Annotated in this window: 16 protein-coding genes; 13 read left to right on the top strand and 3 right to left on the bottom strand. The window is 69.5% G+C overall.

The genetic code is table 11. The features are described from left to right. Positions 1-64: 64 nt before the first annotated feature. The 9 genes from atpB (at position 65) to AC1DXJ_RS09955 (ending at position 7824) form a co-directional block, all read left to right on the top strand. The gene (atpB, locus tag AC1DXJ_RS09995) at positions 65-877 is read left to right on the top strand and encodes a F0F1 ATP synthase subunit A (protein ID WP_477615581.1); all 813 of its coding nucleotides are present in this window, start codon (positions 65-67) and stop codon (positions 875-877) included. Positions 878-994: 117 nt separating this feature from the next. Beyond that, positions 995-1201 carry an ATP synthase F0 subunit C gene (atpE, locus tag AC1DXJ_RS09990; RefSeq protein ID WP_056883533.1) on the top strand — a complete coding sequence of 69 codons (207 nt, stop codon included), beginning with the start codon at positions 995-997 and terminating at the stop codon, positions 1199-1201. A gap of 69 nt (positions 1202-1270) precedes the next feature. After that, a complete protein-coding gene (locus AC1DXJ_RS09985) occupies positions 1271-1846 on the top strand; it encodes a F0F1 ATP synthase subunit B (RefSeq protein WP_477615615.1) in 576 nt (191 codons plus the stop codon). After that, positions 1846-2658, top strand: a complete 813-nt coding sequence (locus AC1DXJ_RS09980; protein ID WP_477615580.1) for a F0F1 ATP synthase subunit delta — start codon at positions 1846-1848, stop codon at positions 2656-2658. Before AC1DXJ_RS09985 ends, AC1DXJ_RS09980 begins: the two co-directional genes overlap by 1 nt. Positions 2659-2779: 121 nt before the next feature. Beyond that, positions 2780-4417, top strand: coding sequence for a F0F1 ATP synthase subunit alpha (gene atpA / locus AC1DXJ_RS09975; protein ID WP_477615579.1), 1638 nt, complete (start codon positions 2780-2782; stop codon positions 4415-4417). Between the two features lie 131 nt (positions 4418-4548). Then, the gene (locus tag AC1DXJ_RS09970) at positions 4549-5448 is read left to right on the top strand and encodes a F0F1 ATP synthase subunit gamma (RefSeq protein ID WP_477615578.1); all 900 of its coding nucleotides are present in this window, start codon (positions 4549-4551) and stop codon (positions 5446-5448) included. A gap of 18 nt (positions 5449-5466) precedes the next feature. Further along, positions 5467-6924: a F0F1 ATP synthase subunit beta gene (gene atpD / locus AC1DXJ_RS09965; RefSeq protein ID WP_477615577.1), complete on the top strand. Its 1458-nt coding sequence runs from the start codon at positions 5467-5469 to the stop codon at positions 6922-6924. Positions 6925-7085: 161 nt separating this feature from the next. Further along, on the top strand, positions 7086-7355 hold the full coding sequence (locus tag AC1DXJ_RS09960; protein WP_477615576.1) for a F0F1 ATP synthase subunit epsilon: 270 nt from the start codon (positions 7086-7088) through the stop codon (positions 7353-7355). A gap of 40 nt (positions 7356-7395) precedes the next feature. After that, positions 7396-7824, top strand: a complete 429-nt coding sequence (locus tag AC1DXJ_RS09955) for a DUF2550 family protein (RefSeq protein WP_477615575.1) — start codon at positions 7396-7398, stop codon at positions 7822-7824. A gap of 45 nt (positions 7825-7869) precedes the next feature. Here the strand turns inward: AC1DXJ_RS09955 and AC1DXJ_RS09950 are convergent, their stop codons facing one another. Next, the gene (locus tag AC1DXJ_RS09950) at positions 7870-8502 is read right to left on the bottom strand and encodes a cob(I)yrinic acid a,c-diamide adenosyltransferase (RefSeq protein ID WP_477615574.1); all 633 of its coding nucleotides are present in this window, start codon (positions 8500-8502) and stop codon (positions 7870-7872) included. 81 nt (positions 8503-8583) lie between these two features. Here AC1DXJ_RS09950 and murA point away from each other — a divergent pair, with 81 nt between their 5' ends. The 4 genes from murA (at position 8584) to AC1DXJ_RS09930 (ending at position 16698) form a co-directional block, all read left to right on the top strand. Then, on the top strand, positions 8584-9867 hold the full coding sequence (gene murA / locus AC1DXJ_RS09945) for a UDP-N-acetylglucosamine 1-carboxyvinyltransferase (RefSeq protein WP_477623296.1): 1284 nt from the start codon (positions 8584-8586) through the stop codon (positions 9865-9867). A 102-nt stretch (positions 9868-9969) separates the two neighbouring features. Next, positions 9970-10335, top strand: coding sequence for an STAS domain-containing protein (locus AC1DXJ_RS09940; RefSeq protein ID WP_477615572.1), 366 nt, complete (start codon positions 9970-9972; stop codon positions 10333-10335). A gap of 153 nt (positions 10336-10488) precedes the next feature. Next, on the top strand, positions 10489-12501 hold the full coding sequence (locus AC1DXJ_RS09935; protein ID WP_477615614.1) for a protein meaA: 2013 nt from the start codon (positions 10489-10491) through the stop codon (positions 12499-12501). Positions 12502-12678: 177 nt separating this feature from the next. After that, complete coding sequence (locus tag AC1DXJ_RS09930; RefSeq protein WP_477615613.1) at positions 12679-16698, top strand: S8 family serine peptidase; 4020 nt, start codon at positions 12679-12681, stop codon at positions 16696-16698. Positions 16699-16783: 85 nt separating this feature from the next. Here the strand turns inward: AC1DXJ_RS09930 and AC1DXJ_RS09925 are convergent, their stop codons facing one another. Continuing rightward, positions 16784-17986, bottom strand: a complete 1203-nt coding sequence (locus AC1DXJ_RS09925) for an N-acetylglucosamine-6-phosphate deacetylase (RefSeq protein ID WP_477615571.1) — start codon at positions 17984-17986, stop codon at positions 16784-16786. Beyond that, positions 17983-18879, bottom strand: coding sequence for an SIS domain-containing protein (locus tag AC1DXJ_RS09920; RefSeq protein WP_477615570.1), 897 nt, complete (start codon positions 18877-18879; stop codon positions 17983-17985). Before AC1DXJ_RS09920 ends, AC1DXJ_RS09925 begins: the two co-directional genes overlap by 4 nt. Between the last annotated feature and the right edge of the window lie 200 nt (positions 18880-19079).

The following is a 19079-nucleotide window of genomic DNA, read 5'->3' as shown; positions in this document are numbered from 1 at the left end:
GGCGCGAGAACGCTGCCTTCGTTGGCCCGTGGACTGTTTCGAACGCAAAGCTCAAGGAGAACCTGTGAGTCTGAACGTGCTGGGCACCATCAGCCTGGCTGCCGAGGGCGGTGAGGGCGAGGGCTTCCACGCCCCGACGCCGGCCGAGTTCTACCAGCCCCTGATCGGGCACGGCGACTTCGCGATCACCCGCCCGATGGTGGTCCTGGCCATCTCCGTGGGCTTGATCGCGTGGTTCCTCGTGGCGACGACCAAGCGTGCAGCGGTCGTTCCGGGCAAGGGCCAGTGGGTCACCGAGAACGCCTACAACTTCGTGCGTAACGGCGTGGCCCGCGACATCATCGGCAGCCACGACTTCCTCAAGTTCGTCCCGTTGCTGTTCAGCATGTTCATGCTGATCCTGGTCAACAACCTCTTCGGCATCATCCCGCCGATCCAGTACCCCACGATGAGCCGCATCGGCTTCCCGATCGCGCTGACCCTGCTGGTCTTCGTGATCTACCACGCTGTCGGCATCAAGAAGAACGGCGCGTGGGGACACGTCAAGCACATGATCCCGCCGGGGCTGCCCAAGGGCATCTACGTGCTGATCATCCCGCTCGAGCTGCTGACCTACTTCGTGACCCGCCCGCTGACGCTCGCGCTGCGACTGTTCGGCAACATGTTCGCCGGCCACATGCTCCTGCTGCTGTTCATCACCGGCGGCGAGTACATGCTGATCCACGGCGGGCTCGGGCTCAAGGTCGCGGGCGTCGGCTCCTTCGGCATGGCCTTCGTGCTGACCGCCTTCGAGGGACTGATCGAGTTCCTGCAGGCCTACATCTTCACGCTGCTCGCAGCCACCTACATCGCCGGCTCGCTCGCCGACGAGCACTGAGATCGTCCGGGCCTCGAGGCTCGGTGCAGGACCGCCAGACCCACAACTGAATACGCCACACGAACTCCCGCTCGGCGAGGTGCCGACGGATCTGATAACCGAAAGAGGACCTCTGACATGACTGGCAACATCGCCATCCTCGGCTACGGCCTGTCTGCGATCGGCCCCGGTGTGGGCATCGGCTTGATCTTCGCCGCCTACATCAACGGTGTCGCCCGCCAGCCCGAGGCGCGCGGCGTCCTCCAGGGCATCGCCATCCTCGGCTTCGCCCTCGCGGAGGCGCTGGCCATCTTCGGTCTGGTTCTCGCGTTCGTCTTCAAGTAAGCCGAACCACCCAGCCCAACGCCCCCTGGCACCACAGCACTAGGAGAACCCGTGCAGCACTTCACCGGCATCACGCAGGTGGTTGTCGCGGCCGCCGCCGAGGACAAGACCGGCGAACGCCTGCCGATCCTGCCCCTCTGGGGTGAGCTGATCTTCGGCGTCATCGCCTTCGCGATCCTGTACTGGGTCGTGGCCACCAAGGTCGTGCCCAACCTCGAGAAGGCGTACGCCGAGCGCACCGCCGCGATCGAGGGCGGGATGCAGCAGGCCGAGGAGGCCCAGCAGCAGGCCCAGGCGGCACTGGAGCAGTACCAGGCCCAGCTGACCGAGGCTCGTGCCGAGGCTGCGCGGATCCGCGAGGAGGCTCGCGAGCAGGGTGCGGCCATCGTCGTCGAGATGCGCGGTCACGCGCAGACCGAGGCGGCGCGCATCACCGAGGCGGCCCACAAGCAGATCGAGGCCGAGCGCCAGCAGGCGGTCGTCTCGCTGCGTGCCGAGGTGGGTCGCCTGTCGACCGACCTGGCCAGCCGCATCGTGGGTGAGTCGCTGCACGAGGAGACCCGCCAGAAGGGCATCGTCGACCGGTTCCTGGCCGAGCTCGAGGCCGGGGAGATCCAGCCCGAGAAGGTCGGGGAGGACGCCTGATGCGTGGATCGTCGCGTGCGGCCGCCATCGCCGGGAGCAAGGCGCTCGACGCCGCGCTCGCCGGTGGGGCAGACCCTCGCGCGCTCGGTGACGAGCTGCTCGCAGTCGTCGGTGTCATCGACGGGTCGGCCACCCTGCGCCGCGCCCTCGCCGACCCGTCCCGCGAGGGCGTCGAGAAGCAGACCCTGGCCGAGCGCCTGCTCGAAGGCAAGGTCTCGGCCGAGGCGATCGTCGTGGTCAAGAACCTCGTCGGGCAGCGCTGGTCCACCGAGCGTGACCTGTCCGACACCCTCGAGGAGCTTGCCGTCACGGCGATCCTCGCGGGCGCCGAGAAGGCCGGCCGGATCGACCGGGTCGAGGACGAGCTGTTCCGCTTCGAGCGCATCGTGGCGGGCAGCCCCGAGCTCCGCGACCGCCTCACCAACCGCCAGGGCGACGTCGACGCCAAGGCCGGCGTGGTGAGCCAGCTGCTCGACGGCAAGGCCAGCGAGGAGACGGTGCACCTGGCTCGCCAGGCCGTGCTGCATCCGCGTGGTCGCAAGCTGGACCGCACGCTCGAGCACTACCTCGGTCTCGCGGCCAGGCGTCGTGAGCAGATCACCGCGGTCGTGACGGCGGCGACCGACCTCACCGAGCAGCAGCGCGAGCGGTTGTCGGCGGCGTTGCAGAGCATCTACGGCAAGCCGGTCCTGCTCCAGGTCGTCATCGAGGAGCAGGTCCTCGGCGGCATCCGGGTCCAGGTCGGTGACGAGGTCGTCGACGGCACCGTGCTGCGGCGCCTGGACGAGGCCCGCCGGCACATCGCCGGCTGACCCACCGCCCCAGCGCCACGACACCAAGAACGTGGCATACCGCACCACAACTGAAGAAGCTGGACCACACCACAGACTTTGGCCCGACCCACCGGGCCAGCAATCGAGGAGAAGAGATCACATGACGGAGCTTTCGATCCGTCCGGAGGAGATCCGGGACGCGCTGGACAACTTCGTTCAGTCCTACGAGCCCGGGACGGCCTCGCGCGAAGAGGTCGGCCGGGTCAGCGACGCCGGTGACGGCATCGCGCACGTCGAGGGCCTGCCGTCGTGCATGACCAACGAGCTGCTCGAGTTCGAGGACGGCACGCTGGGCCTCGCGCTCAACCTCGACGTCCACGAGATCGGTGTGGTCATCCTCGGTGACTTCTCCAAGATCGAGGAGGGCCAGGAGGTCAAGCGCACCGGAGAGGTCCTGTCGGTCCCGGTCGGCGACGCGTTCCTCGGTCGCGTGGTCAACCCCCTCGGCCAGCCGATCGACGGCCTCGGCGCGATCGAGACGACCGAGCGTCGCGCCCTCGAGCTCCAGGCGCCCACGGTGGTCCAGCGCAAGTCGGTGCACCAGCCGCTGCAGACCGGCCTCAAGGCCGTCGACGCCATGACCCCCATCGGTCGCGGGCAGCGCCAGCTCATCATCGGTGACCGCCAGACCGGCAAGACCACGGTCGCGGTCGACACGATCATCAACCAGAAGCAGAACTGGGACTCCGGCGACCCGGAGCAGCAGGTCCGCTGCATCTACGTCGCCATGGGCCAGAAGGGCTCCACCATCGCTGCCGTCCGCGGCACCCTGGAGGAGGCCGGCGCGCTGGAGTACACCACGATCGTCGCGGCCCCCGCGTCCGACTCGGCGGGCTTCAAGTACCTCGCGCCCTACACCGGTTCGGCCATCGGCCAGCACTGGATGTACCAGGGCAAGCACGTCCTCATCGTGTTCGACGACCTGTCCAAGCAGGCCGAGGCCTACCGCGCCGTGTCGCTGCTGCTACGCCGCCCGCCGGGCCGCGAGGCCTACCCCGGTGACGTGTTCTACCTGCACTCCCGCCTGCTCGAGCGTTGCGCCAAGCTCTCCGACGACCTGGGCGCGGGCTCGATGACCGGTCTGCCGATCATCGAGACCAAGGCCGGCGACGTCTCGGCGTACATCCCGACCAACGTCATCTCCATCACCGACGGCCAGATCTACCTCCAGGCCGACCTGTTCAACGCCAACGTGCGTCCCGCGATCGACGTGGGTGTCTCCGTCTCCCGAGTCGGTGGCGCCGCGCAGATCAAGGCCATGAAGGACGTCTCCGGTCGTCTGAAGCTCGACCTCGCGCAGTTCCGCGCGATGGAGGCCTTCGCGATGTTCGCCTCGGACCTCGACCCGGCCTCCCGCGCCCAGCTCGCGAAGGGTGCCCGCCTCGTCGAGCTCCTCAAGCAGCGCCAGGCCGCGCCGTTCCCGGTCGAGGAGCAGGTCGTGTCGATCTGGGCCGGCACCGCGGGTCAGATCGACTCCGTCGCCGTCGAGGACGTGTCCCGCTTCGAGAGCGAGTTCCTGGACTACCTGCGCCGCGAGAAGTCCGGTCTGCTGAGTGCGATCCGCGAGTCCAAGAAGTTCGAGGACGAGACCCGCGCCGGACTCGAAGAGGCCGTGACCAAGTTCAAGGAGCAGTTCCAGGCGTCCGGCGCCGAGAACACCCCCGTGGGCCACGAGGCCGACCCGGGTGCGCTCGAGCACGACGTCGAGCAGGAGAAGATCGTCAAGCAGAAGCGCTGACCGGTATGCCGGGTGCGCACCTCGTGCGCACCCGGCACCGCAGCGACCGTGCCGCCCACGCGGCATACCCGACAGTGCAGGACCAAGACGTGCAGCACACGACGACACGAAACTGAGAGAGGCGGCAACATATGGGAGCGCAGATGCGGGTCTACCGCCAGCGCATCCGGTCCGTCCAGGCGACCAAGAAGATAACGCGCGCCATGGAGCTGATCGCAGCCTCCCGCGTGGTGAAGGCGCAGCAGCGGGTGCGGGAGTCCTCGCCCTATGCGCGCGCCCTGACCCGAGCGGTCTCGGCCGTCGCGACCTTCTCCAACGTCGACCACCCGCTGACCACCGAGCACGAGGACGTCCGCCGTGCGGCGGTCCTCGTGGTGACGTCCGACCGCGGTCTGGCCGGCGCCTACAGCTCCTCGGTGCTCAAGGAGAGCGAGCGCCTGATCGGCGACCTGCGGGGCGCCGGCAAGGAGGTCGTCCCCTACCTCGTCGGCCGCAAGGCGGTGGGGTTCTACAAGTTCCGCAAGCGTGAGTTCGCGGACGAGTGGACCGGGTTCACCGACCAGCCGACCTTCGAGGTGGCGCGGGAGATCGGCGACGCGCTCGTCGCCGCGTTCAACCAGGACTTCGCCGAGGGCGGGGTGGACGAGGTCCACATCGTCTTCACGCGCTTCGTCAACATGGTGACGCAGGAGCCCGACGTCATCCGCATGCTGCCGCTCGAGGTGGTCGAGGGTGAAGAGGCCCCCGCCGAGGACGACGTCCTGCCCCTCTACGAGTTCGAGCCGAGTGCCGAGCAGGTGTTGGACGCGCTGCTGCCCAAGTACGTGGGTGCGCGCATCTACAACTGCCTCCTGCAGGCTGCCGCGTCCGAGCTGGCCTCGCGCCAGCGGGCCATGAAGTCGGCCACGGACAACGCCGAAGAGCTCATCAAGAAGTACACCCGGCTGGCCAACCAGGCTCGCCAGGCCGAGATCACCCAAGAGATCAGCGAGATCGTGGGCGGCTCCGACGCCCTCGCCGACGCCAGTTGAGAAGGTAGAGAGAAACCAATGACTGCCACTGTCACTGAAGAGACCAAGGCCGCCACCCCCGGTGGCATCGGCCGCATCTCCCGCATCATCGGCCCGGTCGTCGACGTCGAGTTCCCCGCCGACGCGATGCCCGAGCAGTACAACCTGCTGACCACCACGGTCGAGCTCTCGGGTGAGAAGAACAACCTCAACCTCGAGGTCGCCCAGCACATCGGCGACAACATGGTCCGCGCCATCTCGCTCCAGCCGACCGACGGCCTCGTCCGCGGCACGCAGGTGCAGGACACCGGCGGCCCCATCACGGTCCCCGTGGGCGACGCGACGCTCGGCAAGGTCTTCAACACGACCGGTGACGTCATGAACCTCGCCGAGGGTGAGACCTTCGAGGTCAAGGAGCGCTGGGGCATCCACCGCAAGGCCCCTGCCTTCGACCAGCTCGAGTCCAAGACCGAGATGTTCGAGACCGGCATCAAGATCATCGACCTGCTGACCCCCTACGTGCAGGGTGGCAAGATCGGCCTGTTCGGCGGCGCCGGCGTGGGCAAGACGGTGCTCATCCAGGAGATGATCGCCCGTGTCGCCCGCGACCACGGTGGTGTGTCGGTGTTCGCCGGTGTCGGCGAGCGCACCCGTGAGGGCAACGACCTCATGGTCGAGATGGAGGAGGCCGGCGTCCTCGGCCAGACCGCCCTCGTCTTCGGCCAGATGGACGAGCCGCCGGGCACCCGCCTTCGTGTCGCGCTCTCCGCGCTGACGATGGCGGAGTACTTCCGCGACGTGCAGAACCAGGACGTGCTGCTCTTCATCGACAACATCTTCCGCTTCACCCAGGCCGGTTCCGAGGTCTCCACCCTCCTCGGCCGGATGCCGTCCGCCGTGGGCTACCAGCCGACCCTGGCCGACGAGATGGGCACGCTCCAGGAGCGGATCACCTCGACGCGTGGTCACTCGATCACCTCGATGCAGGCGATCTACGTGCCGGCCGACGACTACACCGACCCGGCCCCGGCGACGACCTTCGCCCACCTCGACGCGACGACCGAGCTGTCCCGCGAGATCGCCTCGCTCGGCATCTACCCGGCGGTGGACCCGCTCAGCTCCACCTCGCGGATCCTCGACCGCCGCTACATCGCGGAGGACCACTACTCCACCGCGGTGCGGGTCAAGCAGATCCTGCAGCGCAACAAGGAGCTCCAGGACATCATCGCGATCCTCGGGATCGACGAGCTCTCCGAAGAGGACAAGATCCTCGTCAACCGCGCCCGTCGCATCCAGCGCTTCCTCGGTCAGAACACCTACGTCGCCAAGCAGTTCACCGGCATCGAGGGTTCGACCGTGCCGCTGGCCGACACGATCGAGGCGTTCACCAAGATCGCCGACGGCGAGTACGACCACGTGCCGGAGCAGGCGTTCTTCATGTGTGGTGGCCTCGACGACGTCGAGCGCCAGGCCGCCGAGATCGAGAACAGCCTCTAGGTCGGCGGACGCCGTCCCTGAGGACAACGAGACGTAACTGGAATGCCACTGGGGCCGGCCGCACTGGGTCGGCCCCACGGCATACCACTGGTCGGCGGGGCACCCACCGCGGGCCGATAGACTTCACACGCACCACTCGTGCCGTACCACCGGAGGACACCGTGAGCACCCTGCAGGTTGAACTCGTCGCAGCGGACCGCAAGGTCTGGGAAGGCGACGCCGACATGGTCGTGGCCCGCACGGTCGACGGCGAGCTGGGCATCCTGCCCGGCCACACCCCGCTGCTCGGCGTCCTGGTCGAGGGTGAGGTCCGGATCAAGTCCGGCGAGGGTTCGCAGTCCGCCACCATCGACGGCGGGTTCCTGTCCGTCGACCGCGACAAGGTGATCATCATCGCCGAGGCCGTCGACGCCTCGGCCTTCAAGGCCTAGCCGCCGGGACACTCAGCCGGGACACTCGGAAGGAGAGAGCATGTCGCCCGTCATCTCCGCGGAGATCGTCGCCGGCGCGCTCATCCTGCTTGCGGTCCTCGCGCTCACGTACATCTTCGTGCGGCGCCGGCTGCTCGCCTCCGGTGCGCCGCTCATGCTCTGCGCGCTCCAGCCCCACGGTCGGTCTCAGTACCGCCTGGGGCTGCTGCGGTTCTCGGGCTCCAGCCTCGAGTGGTACACCCTGATCGGCCCGTCGCCGCGGTCGGCCAGGACGTGGGACCGGACCCGTCTCGAGCTCGGGCCACCAACGCTACCGGAGACCACGATCGCCGGGCTCCCCGAGGCCGTGACCGTGGACTGCCACTACGGCACCGACACCTTCTCCCTCGCCCTGGCGCCTTCTGCCTACACGGCCATGCGCAGCTGGCTGGAGAGCTCGCCTCCCGGCTTCAACGTCAACGTCGCCTGAGGGCAGGCGCTCTGGTCGCCAGCGGGCCGGCGCGGTCGGTGCGCGCTAGGCCTTCCGTTTGCCAGGACCCTCGGCACGGCCGCCGCCGGGCTGCCAGAGGACGTCACCCCCGATGGGGAGGTTGGCGACGCGGGCGAGCACGAACAGCAGGTCGGACAGCCGGTTGAGGTACTTCGCGGTCAGGACGTTCACGCCACCCTCGCCCTTGGTTCCAGAGCCGGGCTGGTCGCCGTAGGCCGCGATGGCTGCCCAGGCCTGCCGCTCCGCGCGGCGGACCACCGTGGTGGCGACGTGCAGGTGGGCCGATCCCACGGTGCCGCCGGGCAGGATGAACGAGCGGAGCTTCTCCACCCGTTCGAGGTAGTGGTCGCAGTCGGTTTCGAGCTCGTCGATCCAGGCGGCCTCGACGCGCAACGGTGGGTACTCGTACGTCTCCTGGAGCGGCGTGCACAGGTCGGCGCCGACGTCGAACAGGTCGTTCTGGACCCGCAGCAGGGTGGCTCTGATGTCGTCGGGCAGCTCGCCTGCCGCCAGGGCGACCCCGATGGCGGCGTTGGCCTCGTTGACGTCGGCGTACGCGAGCAGCCGCACGTCGGTCTTGCTCGTCCTGCTCATGTCACCGAGGTGGGTCTGGCCGTCGTCGCCCGTGCGGGTGTAGATGCGCGTGAGGTTGACCATGGCTGCAGCCTCTCAGACGGCGGCGTCGAGGACGTCACCACCCGGCATACCCGTGCCTGTGCACTCGCATAGGGTGGGCGGGTGGCAGAACGTTTCCGGGTCGTCGGCGGCACCAGGCTGCGCGGCGAGGTGGCCGTCTGGGGCGCCAAGAACAGCGCCCTCAAGCTCATGGCGGCAGCGCTGCTCGCGGTGGGTCGCACCCGGCTGACCAACGTCCCGGCCATCCTCGACGTGACGATCATGGCCGAGCTCCTGCGCCGACTCGGCTGCACCGTCGACTACGACGCCGTCGCCGGTGTCGTGGAGATCGAGGTGCCGGACCAGATCGGGCACCGCGCCGACTACGACCTGGTCCGCGCCCTGCGAGCCTCGACCGCCGTGCTGGGCCCGCTGGTCGCGCGCACCGGTGCGGCCGACGTCGCGATCCCCGGTGGTGACGCCATCGGGTCGCGTGGCCTGGACCTGCACGCCGCAGGACTCGAGGCGTTGGGCGCCAGGGTCCACGTCACCCACGGCTTCCTCGTCGCGGAGGCGCCCGGGGGGCTCGACGGGGCCGAGATCCGCCTCGACTTCCCGAGCGTCGGCGCCACCGAGAACGTCCTGACCGCCGCGGTCCTGGCGCGGGGGACGACCCGCCTGGAGAACGCCGCCCGCGAGCCCGAGATCGTCGACATCGCGGAGATGCTCATCGCGATGGGCGCCCGGATCAGCGGGGCCGGCTCGTCGGTGATCGACATCGAGGGCGTCCGGTCGCTGCGACCCACCGAGCACGCCGTCGTCCCCGACCGGATCGCGGCAGGCACGTGGGCGTTCGCGGCGGCCGCCACGCGCGGCGACGTCGAGGTGGTGGGAGCCCGGCCGGAGCACCTCCTCAGTGCCCTGGAGCTGGTCAGGGCGAGCGGCGCCACCGTGACGACGACGGACCGTGGGTTCCGGGTGGACTCCGGAGGCCGTCGACCGCAGGCCTTCGACGTGGCCACGCTGCCCTATCCCGGCTTTCCCACCGACCTCCAGCCGTTCGCCCTGGCGTGCAACGCGGTGGCCGAGGGGTCGGCGATGATCACCGAGAACCTCTTCGAGGCTCGGTTCCGCACCGTCCAGGAGCTCAACCGGCTCGGTGCCGAGACCCGCATCGACGGCCACCACGTGATGGTCCACGGTGTGGAGACGCTGTCGGGAGCGCCGGTCGAGGCCAGTGACATCAGGGCGGGGGCGGCCCTGGTGATCGCGGGGCTCGTGGCCGACGGGATCACGACGGTGAGCGGTGCCCAGCACATCGACCGCGGCTATGCCGGGTTCGCCGAGAGCATGCAGGGGCTGGGGGCGGACGTCACGCGTGAGCCGGATGACGACCCCTTCGTCTGAGCCGTCTCAGCACCTTTACCAGATCTTGATCTGGGTCGCGGCAACCGAAGCCCCCCAACCAGGCGTCCTTGTGGGTGAATGTTCACGGACAAGGGGGTTCGCATGTCGATCAGCGCTACCGGGGCTCTTCCGGTCCAGGTTCGTGCCATGCACACCGGCCAGGAGGTCGCGATCATCGGCCGGATCGACGTGCACTCCGTCCCCGACGTACGACTACTCCTGCACGAGATCATCGACACGGGTTGCGGGGACGTCCACATGAGGCTCGCGGGCGCCGAGATCGGCGACGCCACCGGGCTGGGAGTCCTCGTCGAGGCCTACAACCGAGCCCGCCGTGCGGGTCGCCGGCTGGCCGTCGTCGACATGACGGAGCGCACCGGTCGGCTGTTGCGTGCATCACGCCTGGACCGTGCGCTGGTGCTCCGCGAGGCCGTCCCCGCCGCCACTGTGGTGGCCGTCACCGCCTGAACGGCTCCCTCGGCGCACACCGCCGCCGGTACCTTCGGCCCTATGGCTGAGCACAGTGACGTCCCGACCTCCCCCTCAGCGTCGCCCGTCAGCCCGGCGTCCGTGACCGATGCGTCAGCACCGTCCCGTCCGGAGCGTGACCGCCCCTGGGTGATGCGCACGTATGCCGGCCACTCGAGTGCCGCTGCCAGCAACGAGCTCTACCGTCGCAACCTCGCCAAGGGCCAGACCGGCCTGTCGGTCGCCTTCGACCTGCCGACCCAGACCGGTTACGACCCTGACCACCCTCTGGCGCGCGGCGAGGTCGGCAAGGTGGGTGTCCCGATCTCGCACATCGGTGACATGCGCGCGCTGTTCGACCAGATCCCCCTGGACCAGATGAACACGTCCATGACGATCAACGCCACGGCGATGTGGCTGCTCGCGATGTACCAGGTCGTGGCGGAGGAGCAGGCCGAGGCGACCGGCGCCGACCCGCTTGCGGCCGTCCGCGCCCTCGCCGGCACGACGCAGAACGACATCATCAAGGAGTACCTGTCCCGCGGGACCTACGTCTTCGCGCCGGGCCCCTCGCTGCGCCTGATCACCGACATGGTCGCCTACACCGTCTCCGACATCCCCAAGTGGAACCCGACCAACATCTGCAGCTACCACCTCCAGGAGGCGGGCGCGACTCCGGTACAGGAGATCGCGTACTCGATGTGCACCGCCATCGCCGTGCTCGACGCGGTGCGCGACTCCGGCCAGGTGCCGCCGGAGCGGTTCGGCGAGGTCGTCGCCCGGATCTCCTTCTTCGTCAACGCCGGCGTGCGGTTCGTCGAGGAGATGTGCAAGATGCGGGCCTTCGTCGAGCTGTGGGACGAGCTGACCCGCGAGCGCTACGGCGTCACGGACGCCAAGCAACGCCGTTTCCGCTACGGCGTCCAGGTCAACTCCCTCGGCCTGACCGAGGCCCAGCCCGAGAACAACGTGCAGCGGATCGTGTTGGAGATGCTCGCCGTCACGCTGTCGAAGGACGCCCGCGCCCGGGCGGTGCAGCTCCCGGCCTGGAACGAGGCGCTGGGCCTGCCGCGACCGTGGGACCAGCAGTGGTCGCTGCGGATGCAGCAGGTGCTGGCCTTCGAGTCCGACCTGCTCGAGTACGACGACCTGTTCACCGGGTCCCTCGTCGTGGAGGGCAAGGTGGCCGAGCTCGTCGCCGGCGCCAAGGCCGAGATCGCCCGGGTGGAGGAGCTGGGCGGGGCTGTCCCGGCCGTCGAGAGCGGTTACATGAAGTCGGCCCTCGTGGCCTCGCACTCGCTGCGTCGTCAGCGCATCGAGGCCGGCGAGGACGTGGTCGTGGGCGTGAACCGGTTCCAGACCACCGAGCCCAACCCGCTCACGGCGGACCTAGACGCGGCCATCCAGACCGTCGACCATGACGTGGAGGCCAAGGCGGCAGCGGCTGTCCGGGAGTGGCGCGAACGGCGTGACGCCGAGCCGCGTGGCCGGGAGCGCGCGGCCGCGGCCCTCGCTGCCCTCGGCGCCGACGCCCGCAGTGGAGCGAACCTCATGCCGGCGTCGCTCGAGGCCGCGCGTGCCGGGGTGACCACCGGTGAGTGGGCCCAGGCGCTGCGAGAGGAGTTCGGCGAGTTCCGCGCCCCGACGGGGGTCTCGGGTTCGGTCGGTGTCTCCAGCGGCGGCAGTGACGAGCTGAAGGCGGTTCGGGAGGAGGTCAGCCGAACCGGTGAGGAGCTGGGGGAGAAGCTGCGTGTCCTCGTCGCGAAGCCGGGGCTCGACGGTCACAGCAATGGCGCCGAACAGGTCGCCGTCAGGGCGCGCGATGCCGGTTTCGAGGTCGTCTACCAGGGGATCCGGCTGACGCCGGAGCAGATCGTCGCAGCCGCGGTCGCCGAGGACGTGCACCTGGTCGGGATCTCGATCCTGTCGGGCTCGCACATGGAGCTGGTGCCCGAGATCCTCGCCGGCCTGCGAGCGGCAGGTGCCGGCGACGTGCCCGTGATCGTCGGAGGGATCATCCCCGACACCGACGCCCGCGCGTTGCGCGCCCTCGGCGTGGCCGCGGTCTTCACTCCGAAGGACTTCGGACTCAACGACATCATGGGCCAGTTCGTGACGATCATCAGGTCCGCACGCGGGCTGGAGACGGCCGCCGCGACCGGCTGAGGGACCGACACGCAAAAAGTTTTGTGCGCGTTGTGGCGATTCGCGTCCGGCTCGCGCCGCAATGGCCTAATTTCAGCGACGGCGTGGTGAACCAGTGGGGGCGCGTGTCCTTCACACGTGACGGGCGATCCCCGGGGCGAATGGTCGTGGCCGCGCGCAGAAGGAGACCACGTGTCGATGGAATCTCAGGGAAGGCGCCGCGGCTACACAGCTGTCGTCGGCGTCAGTGCCCTGTCGATAGTGGCTGCGGCAGCCCTCAGCGCTGCGCCGGCCATGGCGAGCACCCAGCCCAGCCCGGTCAAGCACCGCGGGACCGCCCACAAGGTTCCCGCAGGACTCACCGGTGCGGGCTCCTTCGGGTTGGGCACCCAGCGGTCACAGGCGGAGAAGCTCGACCGCAGCCTCGTGGGTGCCAAGGGCCCGGTCGACGTCATGATCGAGCTCGACCCGGCACCCGCGTCGGCTGCCTACGGCCAGGCTCGGTCGCGGGGTGGCTCGGCAGCCCGGCTCGCTGCGCGCACCCAGACGGCCACGATCAAGCGCGCCCAGGCGTCGGTCGAGGCCCGCTTCGGGGAGTCGCAGACCAAGGCGCGCACCCTCTACCGCGCGCACGCCCTGTACTCCGGTATCGCCGTGCGCACCGATGCGAGCAAGCTGAAGGCACTCGCCGCCATCCCCGGCGTGAAGGCGGTCCACCGCATCACGCCCAAGTCCCCGTCCAACTCCTCGTCGGTGCCGCTCATCGGAGCCCCGGAGGTCTGGAAGGGACGCAGCGAGACCGGTGAAGGCGTCCGAGTCGGCGTCATCGACACCGGCATCGACTACACGCACGCGGACTTCGGCGGACCTGGCACCGGCGCGGCATACGCCACCGCCAAGGCCTCGAACACCTTCACGCCCACCGCCAAGGTGGTCGGCGGCTACGACTTCGCGGGTGACGCCTACAACCCCGGTGACGGCGTTGCCGTTCCGGTGCCCGACCCCAACCCGCTGGACTGCGAGGGCCACGGCTCCCACGTCAGCGGCACGGCGGCCGGTCTCGGCGTGACGAAGGCGGGGGCGACCTACACCGGTGGCTACGCCACCGACATCGACCCCGCGTCCCTGGCCATCGGTCCCGGCGTCGCACCCGGTGCGTCGCTCTACGCACTCAAGGTGTTCGGCTGCGAGGGCGACACCAGCGTCGTGGGCCAGGCCCTCGACTGGGCGGCCGACCCCAATGGCGACGGTGACCTGTCCGACCGCCTCGACGTCGTCAACATGTCGCTGGGTTCCAGCTACGGCTCCCCGGACGACCCGGACGCAGTCGCGTCCAACAACCTCGCCGCCCTCGGCACCGTCGTCGTCGCCTCGATCGGCAACAGCGGCGACGTCTACGAGGTGGGCGGCTCGCCGGGCAACGCCACGCGCGTGCTCGCCGTCGCCGCGTCCGACGACCGCGACTCGGTCGTCGATGGCCTCAAGGTCGAGAGCCCCAGCGGCATCGAGCCGGCCGACACCGTCGACGGCACCCAGGACAACGTGTTCGGCGCCCTGAAGTCGGTGGCCTACGACTGGGCGACCAAGCCCGGCCTGACGAACACCGACGTCGTCACCCTCGGCGACTGGAGCCAGACGGCCTCGGCCACGAACAACACGGATGGCTGCTCGGCCTTCTCCACCGCGGATGCGGCCAAGGTCGTGGGCAAGATCGTCATGACCAAGTGGTTCGACGGCACGGGCCGTCGCTGTGGCTCGGTCGGTCGTTCGGGTCAGGCCAAGGCGGCCGGCGCAGCCGGGGTCATCTTCGGCAGCGACGTGAATGCGTTCTCTGCCGGCGTGACCGGTGACGTGGACATCCCGGCGATGCTCACCGTCAACCAGGCGACCGTCGCGATCAAGGGACAGCTCGACGGGGGAACCCCGGTCAAGGTGACGATGACCAACGCGCTGCGCAACAGCGTGACCATCGTCAGCCCGGGCGCCGTCGACCAGGTCGCGGGCTTCTCCTCGCGGGGTGTCGGCATCGCCGGCAACGTCAAGCCCGACGTCGCAGCCCCCGGTGTGACCACGTTCTCCGTCGCCGTCGGCACGGGCAACGAGGGGATCGCCGAGAGCGGCACCTCCATGGCTTCTCCGCACGTGGCCGGCGAAGCCGCGCTGGTGCGTGGCGCCCACTCCACGTGGACCTCCGAGGAGGTCAAGGCCGCCATCATGAACACGGCGACCCAGGACGTCTTCGTCGGCCCGAACCACACGGGTGCGGTCTACGGACCTGAGCGTGTCGGTTCCGGTCGCGTCAAGGCCGACGACGCCGTCGACACCACGACCCTGGCCTACGTCAAGGACACCCCCGGTGCCGTCAGCGTCTCCTTCGGGCCGGTTGCAGTGACTGCGGCCACCACGACCCTGACCAAGACCGTGCACGTCGTCAACAAGCGCCCCACCGGGTCGGCGTCGTACACGATCGGCTACCAGGCGGCGCACCCGTCCCCGGGTGTGACGTACTCCTTCAGCCCCAGCCAGGTCAGCCTCCCGGCCGGCGGTTCGGCTGACGTCACGGTCACGGCCACCATCACGCGCTCGGCGCTCACGGCGGTCCAGGACCCCACGACGGCAAAGGACCCGCTGACCTACGGCATCGACCGCAGCTACCGCGCTGACGCCAGTGGCCGCATGGTGCTGACGCCTGCCGGTCTCACGCCGGGCTCGGCCCTTCGCGTGCCGGTGTGGTCCGCTCCCCGCCCGGCCTCGGCCATGGCGGCCGCGGCCAAGAGCACGGTCACGGGCGCGGGTGCGGTCAAGAACGGCACGCTGGCCCTCGGCGGCCTGGGTGTCTCCCAGGGCGTTGGCACGACCGGCTACGAGTCGACCGTGTCCACCTTCCAGCTGCAGGCCAGCAGCCCGAAGATCCCGAGCTGCTCCTCGGCCCTGGTCGTCGACTGCATCGCCTTCGCCGACGACCGCTCGGCCGACCTGCGCTACGTCGGTACGGGTTCGGACGCCTTCTTGTACGCCCCCGCCGACATCGGCGGCTCGAAGCTCAGCTTCGGGGTCAGCAGCTACGGTCCCTGGCGCACGCCGGCCTCGTACACCGAGTTCGACGTGTACCTCGACACCAACCCGTCGACCCCGGGCCCGGAGGCCGTTGCCTACAACACCAGGGTGTCCACCACGGACGACTACGACTACTTCGTCGTGGACGTCGTCGACCTTCGCACGGGGCCGAACCGGTTCCACTCGATCTTCGACTCGTCCGAAAACTACGGCCCGGAGTCCGTCAACAACGTCGACGGTTCCTTCGACACCAACCTCTTCAACAGCGACTCACTGGCCCTTCCGGTCTCCGTGGGTGCGCTGAGCGAGGCAGGTCTGGTCGCGGGTGCAACGCCCAAGATCAAGTACTGGGTCGAGTCCTACACCGCCGAGGCCGGTCAGGTCGACGCGGTTGGTTCCCAGGCTGCTCCGATGACCCTCAGCGTGGCCTCGCCCGCGCTGGCGGCCTACAGCGACGACTACGGCACGATGCTCAGCACCGACGCCCCGGGCGCCGTGCTGAACGTCCGTCGCGACGACGCGTCGTACGCCTCGGACAAGCCGCAGGGTCTGCTGCTCATCCACCACCTCAACACCGATGGTGCGAGGGCACAGGTCGTCGCGGTGAAGGCTGCGTCGTCGACCAGGCTCACCTCGAGCTCGACGTCGTACACCTACGGCGGCAAGCCGGTCTTCACGGCCTCGGTCACGCCGTCCACCGCGACCGGGACGGTGTCCTTCAAGGACGGCGGCAAGGTCGTCAAGACGGTGGCGGTCAGCGGTGGCAAGGCGATGTGGACCGCTTCGGGCCAGACCCGTGGGACGCACTCGATGACGGCCACCTACAACGGAGATGCGATCACGAACGCCAGCACCTCCGCCGTCGTCAAGGTCACGGTCAAGGGGCTGGTGAGCAAGACCTCGCTCAGTGCCAACGACCGCGACTTCTTCAAGGGCTACCGCCCGACCCTGACCGCCACGGTCAGCCCGTCGGCTGCCACCGGAACGGTGACGTTCCGGGACGGCTCGAAGGTGCTGGCCAAGGTCGTGGTGACCAAGGGCAAGGCCGTCTACCGGGCGCCGGTCCTGGCGCGCGGCACGCACAAGCTGACGGCGACCTACAACGGGTCAGGGGTCTACAACCCCTCGGCCTCGGCGGCGGTCTCGGTGGTCGTTCGCTGACAGCAACTCAGCAAGGCTGAGCTCTGGGCCCCTGCCTCTCGGCGGGGGCCCAGAGCCGTCTCGGCCAGAAGTGGAAAGGCGTGGGTCAGAGCCAGGTGCCGCGTCGCAGCACCCGCTGCACCGACAGGTCCTCGTCAACGACGACGAGGTCGGCTGCGGATCCTGCCGACAGCGACCCGACCTCTGGCAGCGCCAGCGCCCGCGCCGGGGTCGCCGAGGCCGCCTTCACCGCATCGGCCAACGGGACGCCCAGCCCGTCGACCAGCCAGCGCACCTGGTCCACGAGGGTGCTCACCCCGCCGGCGAGGCTCCCGCTGTCGGTCAGGCGGGCGGCCCGATCGCGGACCGTGACGTCGAGGCCGCCCAGCGAGTAGGCGCCGTCAGGGAGGCCGCTGGCAGCCATCGCGTCGCTGACCAGGGCGATGTGGTCGGCTCCCACGGCGTCGAACACCATCCGCACCGTGCCACCGTCGAGGTGGACGCCGTCGGCGATCAGCTCGAGCACCGCCTCGCCCCGCGCGGCTGCGGCGATCGACGCGGCGACCGGTCCCGGTGCCCGTGACAGGAGCGGTGGCATGCCGTTGAAGAGGTGGGTCACGAGCGGCAGCCCACCCCGGGCGCGTTGTGCCGCAACGGATTCCAGAGCGCGCGAGGCGAGGCTGTAGTCGGCGTCGGTGTGCCCCAAAGAACCCAGAGCGCCGACGCGAGCGAGTGCCGTGGGCACGGCGTCGCCCCCGGCGCGCTCGGGCGCCCACGTCATGTGGGCGAACGAACCCTCCCCGCCCGCCTCGGCCAGGGCTTCGACCAGGGCGACGTCGGCGTCGATGAGGGCGGCAGGGTTCTGGGCGCCGCACCGGACCGTGGACAGGAACGGCCCTTCGAGGTGTATGCCGGCCAGCTCGCCACCGCGCACCAGCTCGCCCAGGGCGTGCGCCCCGTCGAGCAAGGTCCGTGCCGGAGCCGACACGAGTGACCCGATGACCGTGGTCGAACCGTGGTCGTGGTGGTGCGTGGCGGCCCTGCGCCCGCTCTCGACATCCGGCCCGAACTCGCCACCGTTCCCACCATGGCAGTGGATGTCGACCAGACCCGGCAGCAGGGTCAGTCCCGCGCGCCAGCCCTGCGGCGAGGCGACGCCCACCCAGTCGGGAGGCAGGGAGCTGCGCTCACCGGCATACGAGACGACGGTGTCCGTGACGGCGACGGCGCCGTCGGCCACGACGCGGTCCGGCAGGACGACGGTGCCGGTGAGCAGGATGCGGTGGGCGCTCGGGGTCGCAGGGGTCACGTGAGGATGATGGACCGTGACAGGTGCCGGGGTCGATCCGGGTCCACGCCGGCCTGCTCCGCCTTGGCGACGCAGAGTCGGTGCAGGCGCACGAGGTCGGCCAAGGGGTCGATGTCCCGGTGCTCGAAGTGGGCACCGGTGGCGCGGACGTCCTCCGGCAGCCCCTCGGGGACCTCTCCGAAGGCCCACGTCGCCCGTCCCGCGTTCGCGATGCTGATGGGGCCGTGGCGGTACTCCATGGCGGGGTAGGCCTCGGTCCAGAACTGCGCCGACTCGCGCAGCTTCAGGGCTGCCTCCTGGGCGAGCCCGTTGGTCCAGCCGCGTCCCACGAAGGTGATCTGCTCGACGTCACGCAGGCCTGCGAACGCGGTGTCCGCGTCCTGCGCGAGGACGTCCTCGGCGTCGGCGATGGCACCCGTGAGGTCCTCGCCCAGCGCGGCTCGCAGCAGCGCGAGGGTCGTGGTGGCGAAGCGGGTCTGGACGACCGACCGCTCGTCGACCTCCGGCAGCATCAGCTGGTGGGTGCTCAGGGAGGGGATCGGGGTTCCCTCGGTCGCGACGATGGCGGTGGTGACCTGTCCGCGGGCGTTCAGCGCCTCGAGGAGCTCCACCACCTCGGTCGTCGTGCCCGACCTGGAGATGGCCACGACGTGGTCGTAGGTGCGCTCGAGCGGGAACTCGCTGGCCGCATGGGCGTCGGTGTGGCCGAGGCCCGCCGACTCGCGCAGGGCGGCATACGCCTGGGCCATGTAGAAGGACGTCCCGCACCCGGTGACGGCGACGCGGGCGCCGTCGGAGGGGAGGGCCGCGCGGGCCTCGGGCACCCGGCTCAGGACGGCTCGCCAGTCGGCGGGCTGGGTGGCGATCTCGGCGGCCAGATGCGTGGTGGACACGACGCGGAACTCCTTCAGTGAGTGGATAAGACCGAACTAGATGGTCTTCCATCAGATTCGATCAGTCAAGAGGATGACCCATTTACCCCGGTTTGTTTGGATTGACGCCTGAGATTGCTTTCAAATTCCTCCGCCAGGAGGCTTGACTGGGCAACGGTGTGGGGCCAGTGTGTTGTCGAGCCTCGCTGATCCTGAGCGAA

This window comes from Pedococcus sp. P2_D9 (assembly GCF_056404275.1).
Note: the sequence above shows the minus strand (reverse complement) of the source record. Positions and strands in the feature narration are given on the sequence as shown.

Bases quoted from the DNA above. Each gene is read 5' to 3' on its own strand.
- AC1DXJ_RS09955 (WP_477615575.1), top strand. From the start codon at position 7,396: ATGTCGCCCGTCATCTCCGCGGAGATCGTCGCCGGCGCGCTCATCCTG.
- atpA (WP_477615579.1), top strand. From the start codon at position 2,780: ATGACGGAGCTTTCGATCCGTCCGGAGGAGATCCGGGACGCGCTGGAC.
- AC1DXJ_RS09980 (WP_477615580.1), top strand. From the start codon at position 1,846: ATGCGTGGATCGTCGCGTGCGGCCGCCATCGCCGGGAGCAAGGCGCTC.
- AC1DXJ_RS09935 (WP_477615614.1), top strand. From the start codon at position 10,489: ATGCGCACGTATGCCGGCCACTCGAGTGCCGCTGCCAGCAACGAGCTC.
- AC1DXJ_RS09970 (WP_477615578.1), top strand. From the start codon at position 4,549: ATGGGAGCGCAGATGCGGGTCTACCGCCAGCGCATCCGGTCCGTCCAG.
- AC1DXJ_RS09950 (WP_477615574.1), bottom strand. From the start codon at position 8,502: ATGGTCAACCTCACGCGCATCTACACCCGCACGGGCGACGACGGCCAG.
- AC1DXJ_RS09930 (WP_477615613.1), top strand. From the start codon at position 12,679: ATGGAATCTCAGGGAAGGCGCCGCGGCTACACAGCTGTCGTCGGCGTC.
- AC1DXJ_RS09940 (WP_477615572.1), top strand. From the start codon at position 9,970: ATGTCGATCAGCGCTACCGGGGCTCTTCCGGTCCAGGTTCGTGCCATG.
- atpE (WP_056883533.1), top strand. From the start codon at position 995: ATGACTGGCAACATCGCCATCCTCGGCTACGGCCTGTCTGCGATCGGC.
- atpD (WP_477615577.1), top strand. From the start codon at position 5,467: ATGACTGCCACTGTCACTGAAGAGACCAAGGCCGCCACCCCCGGTGGC.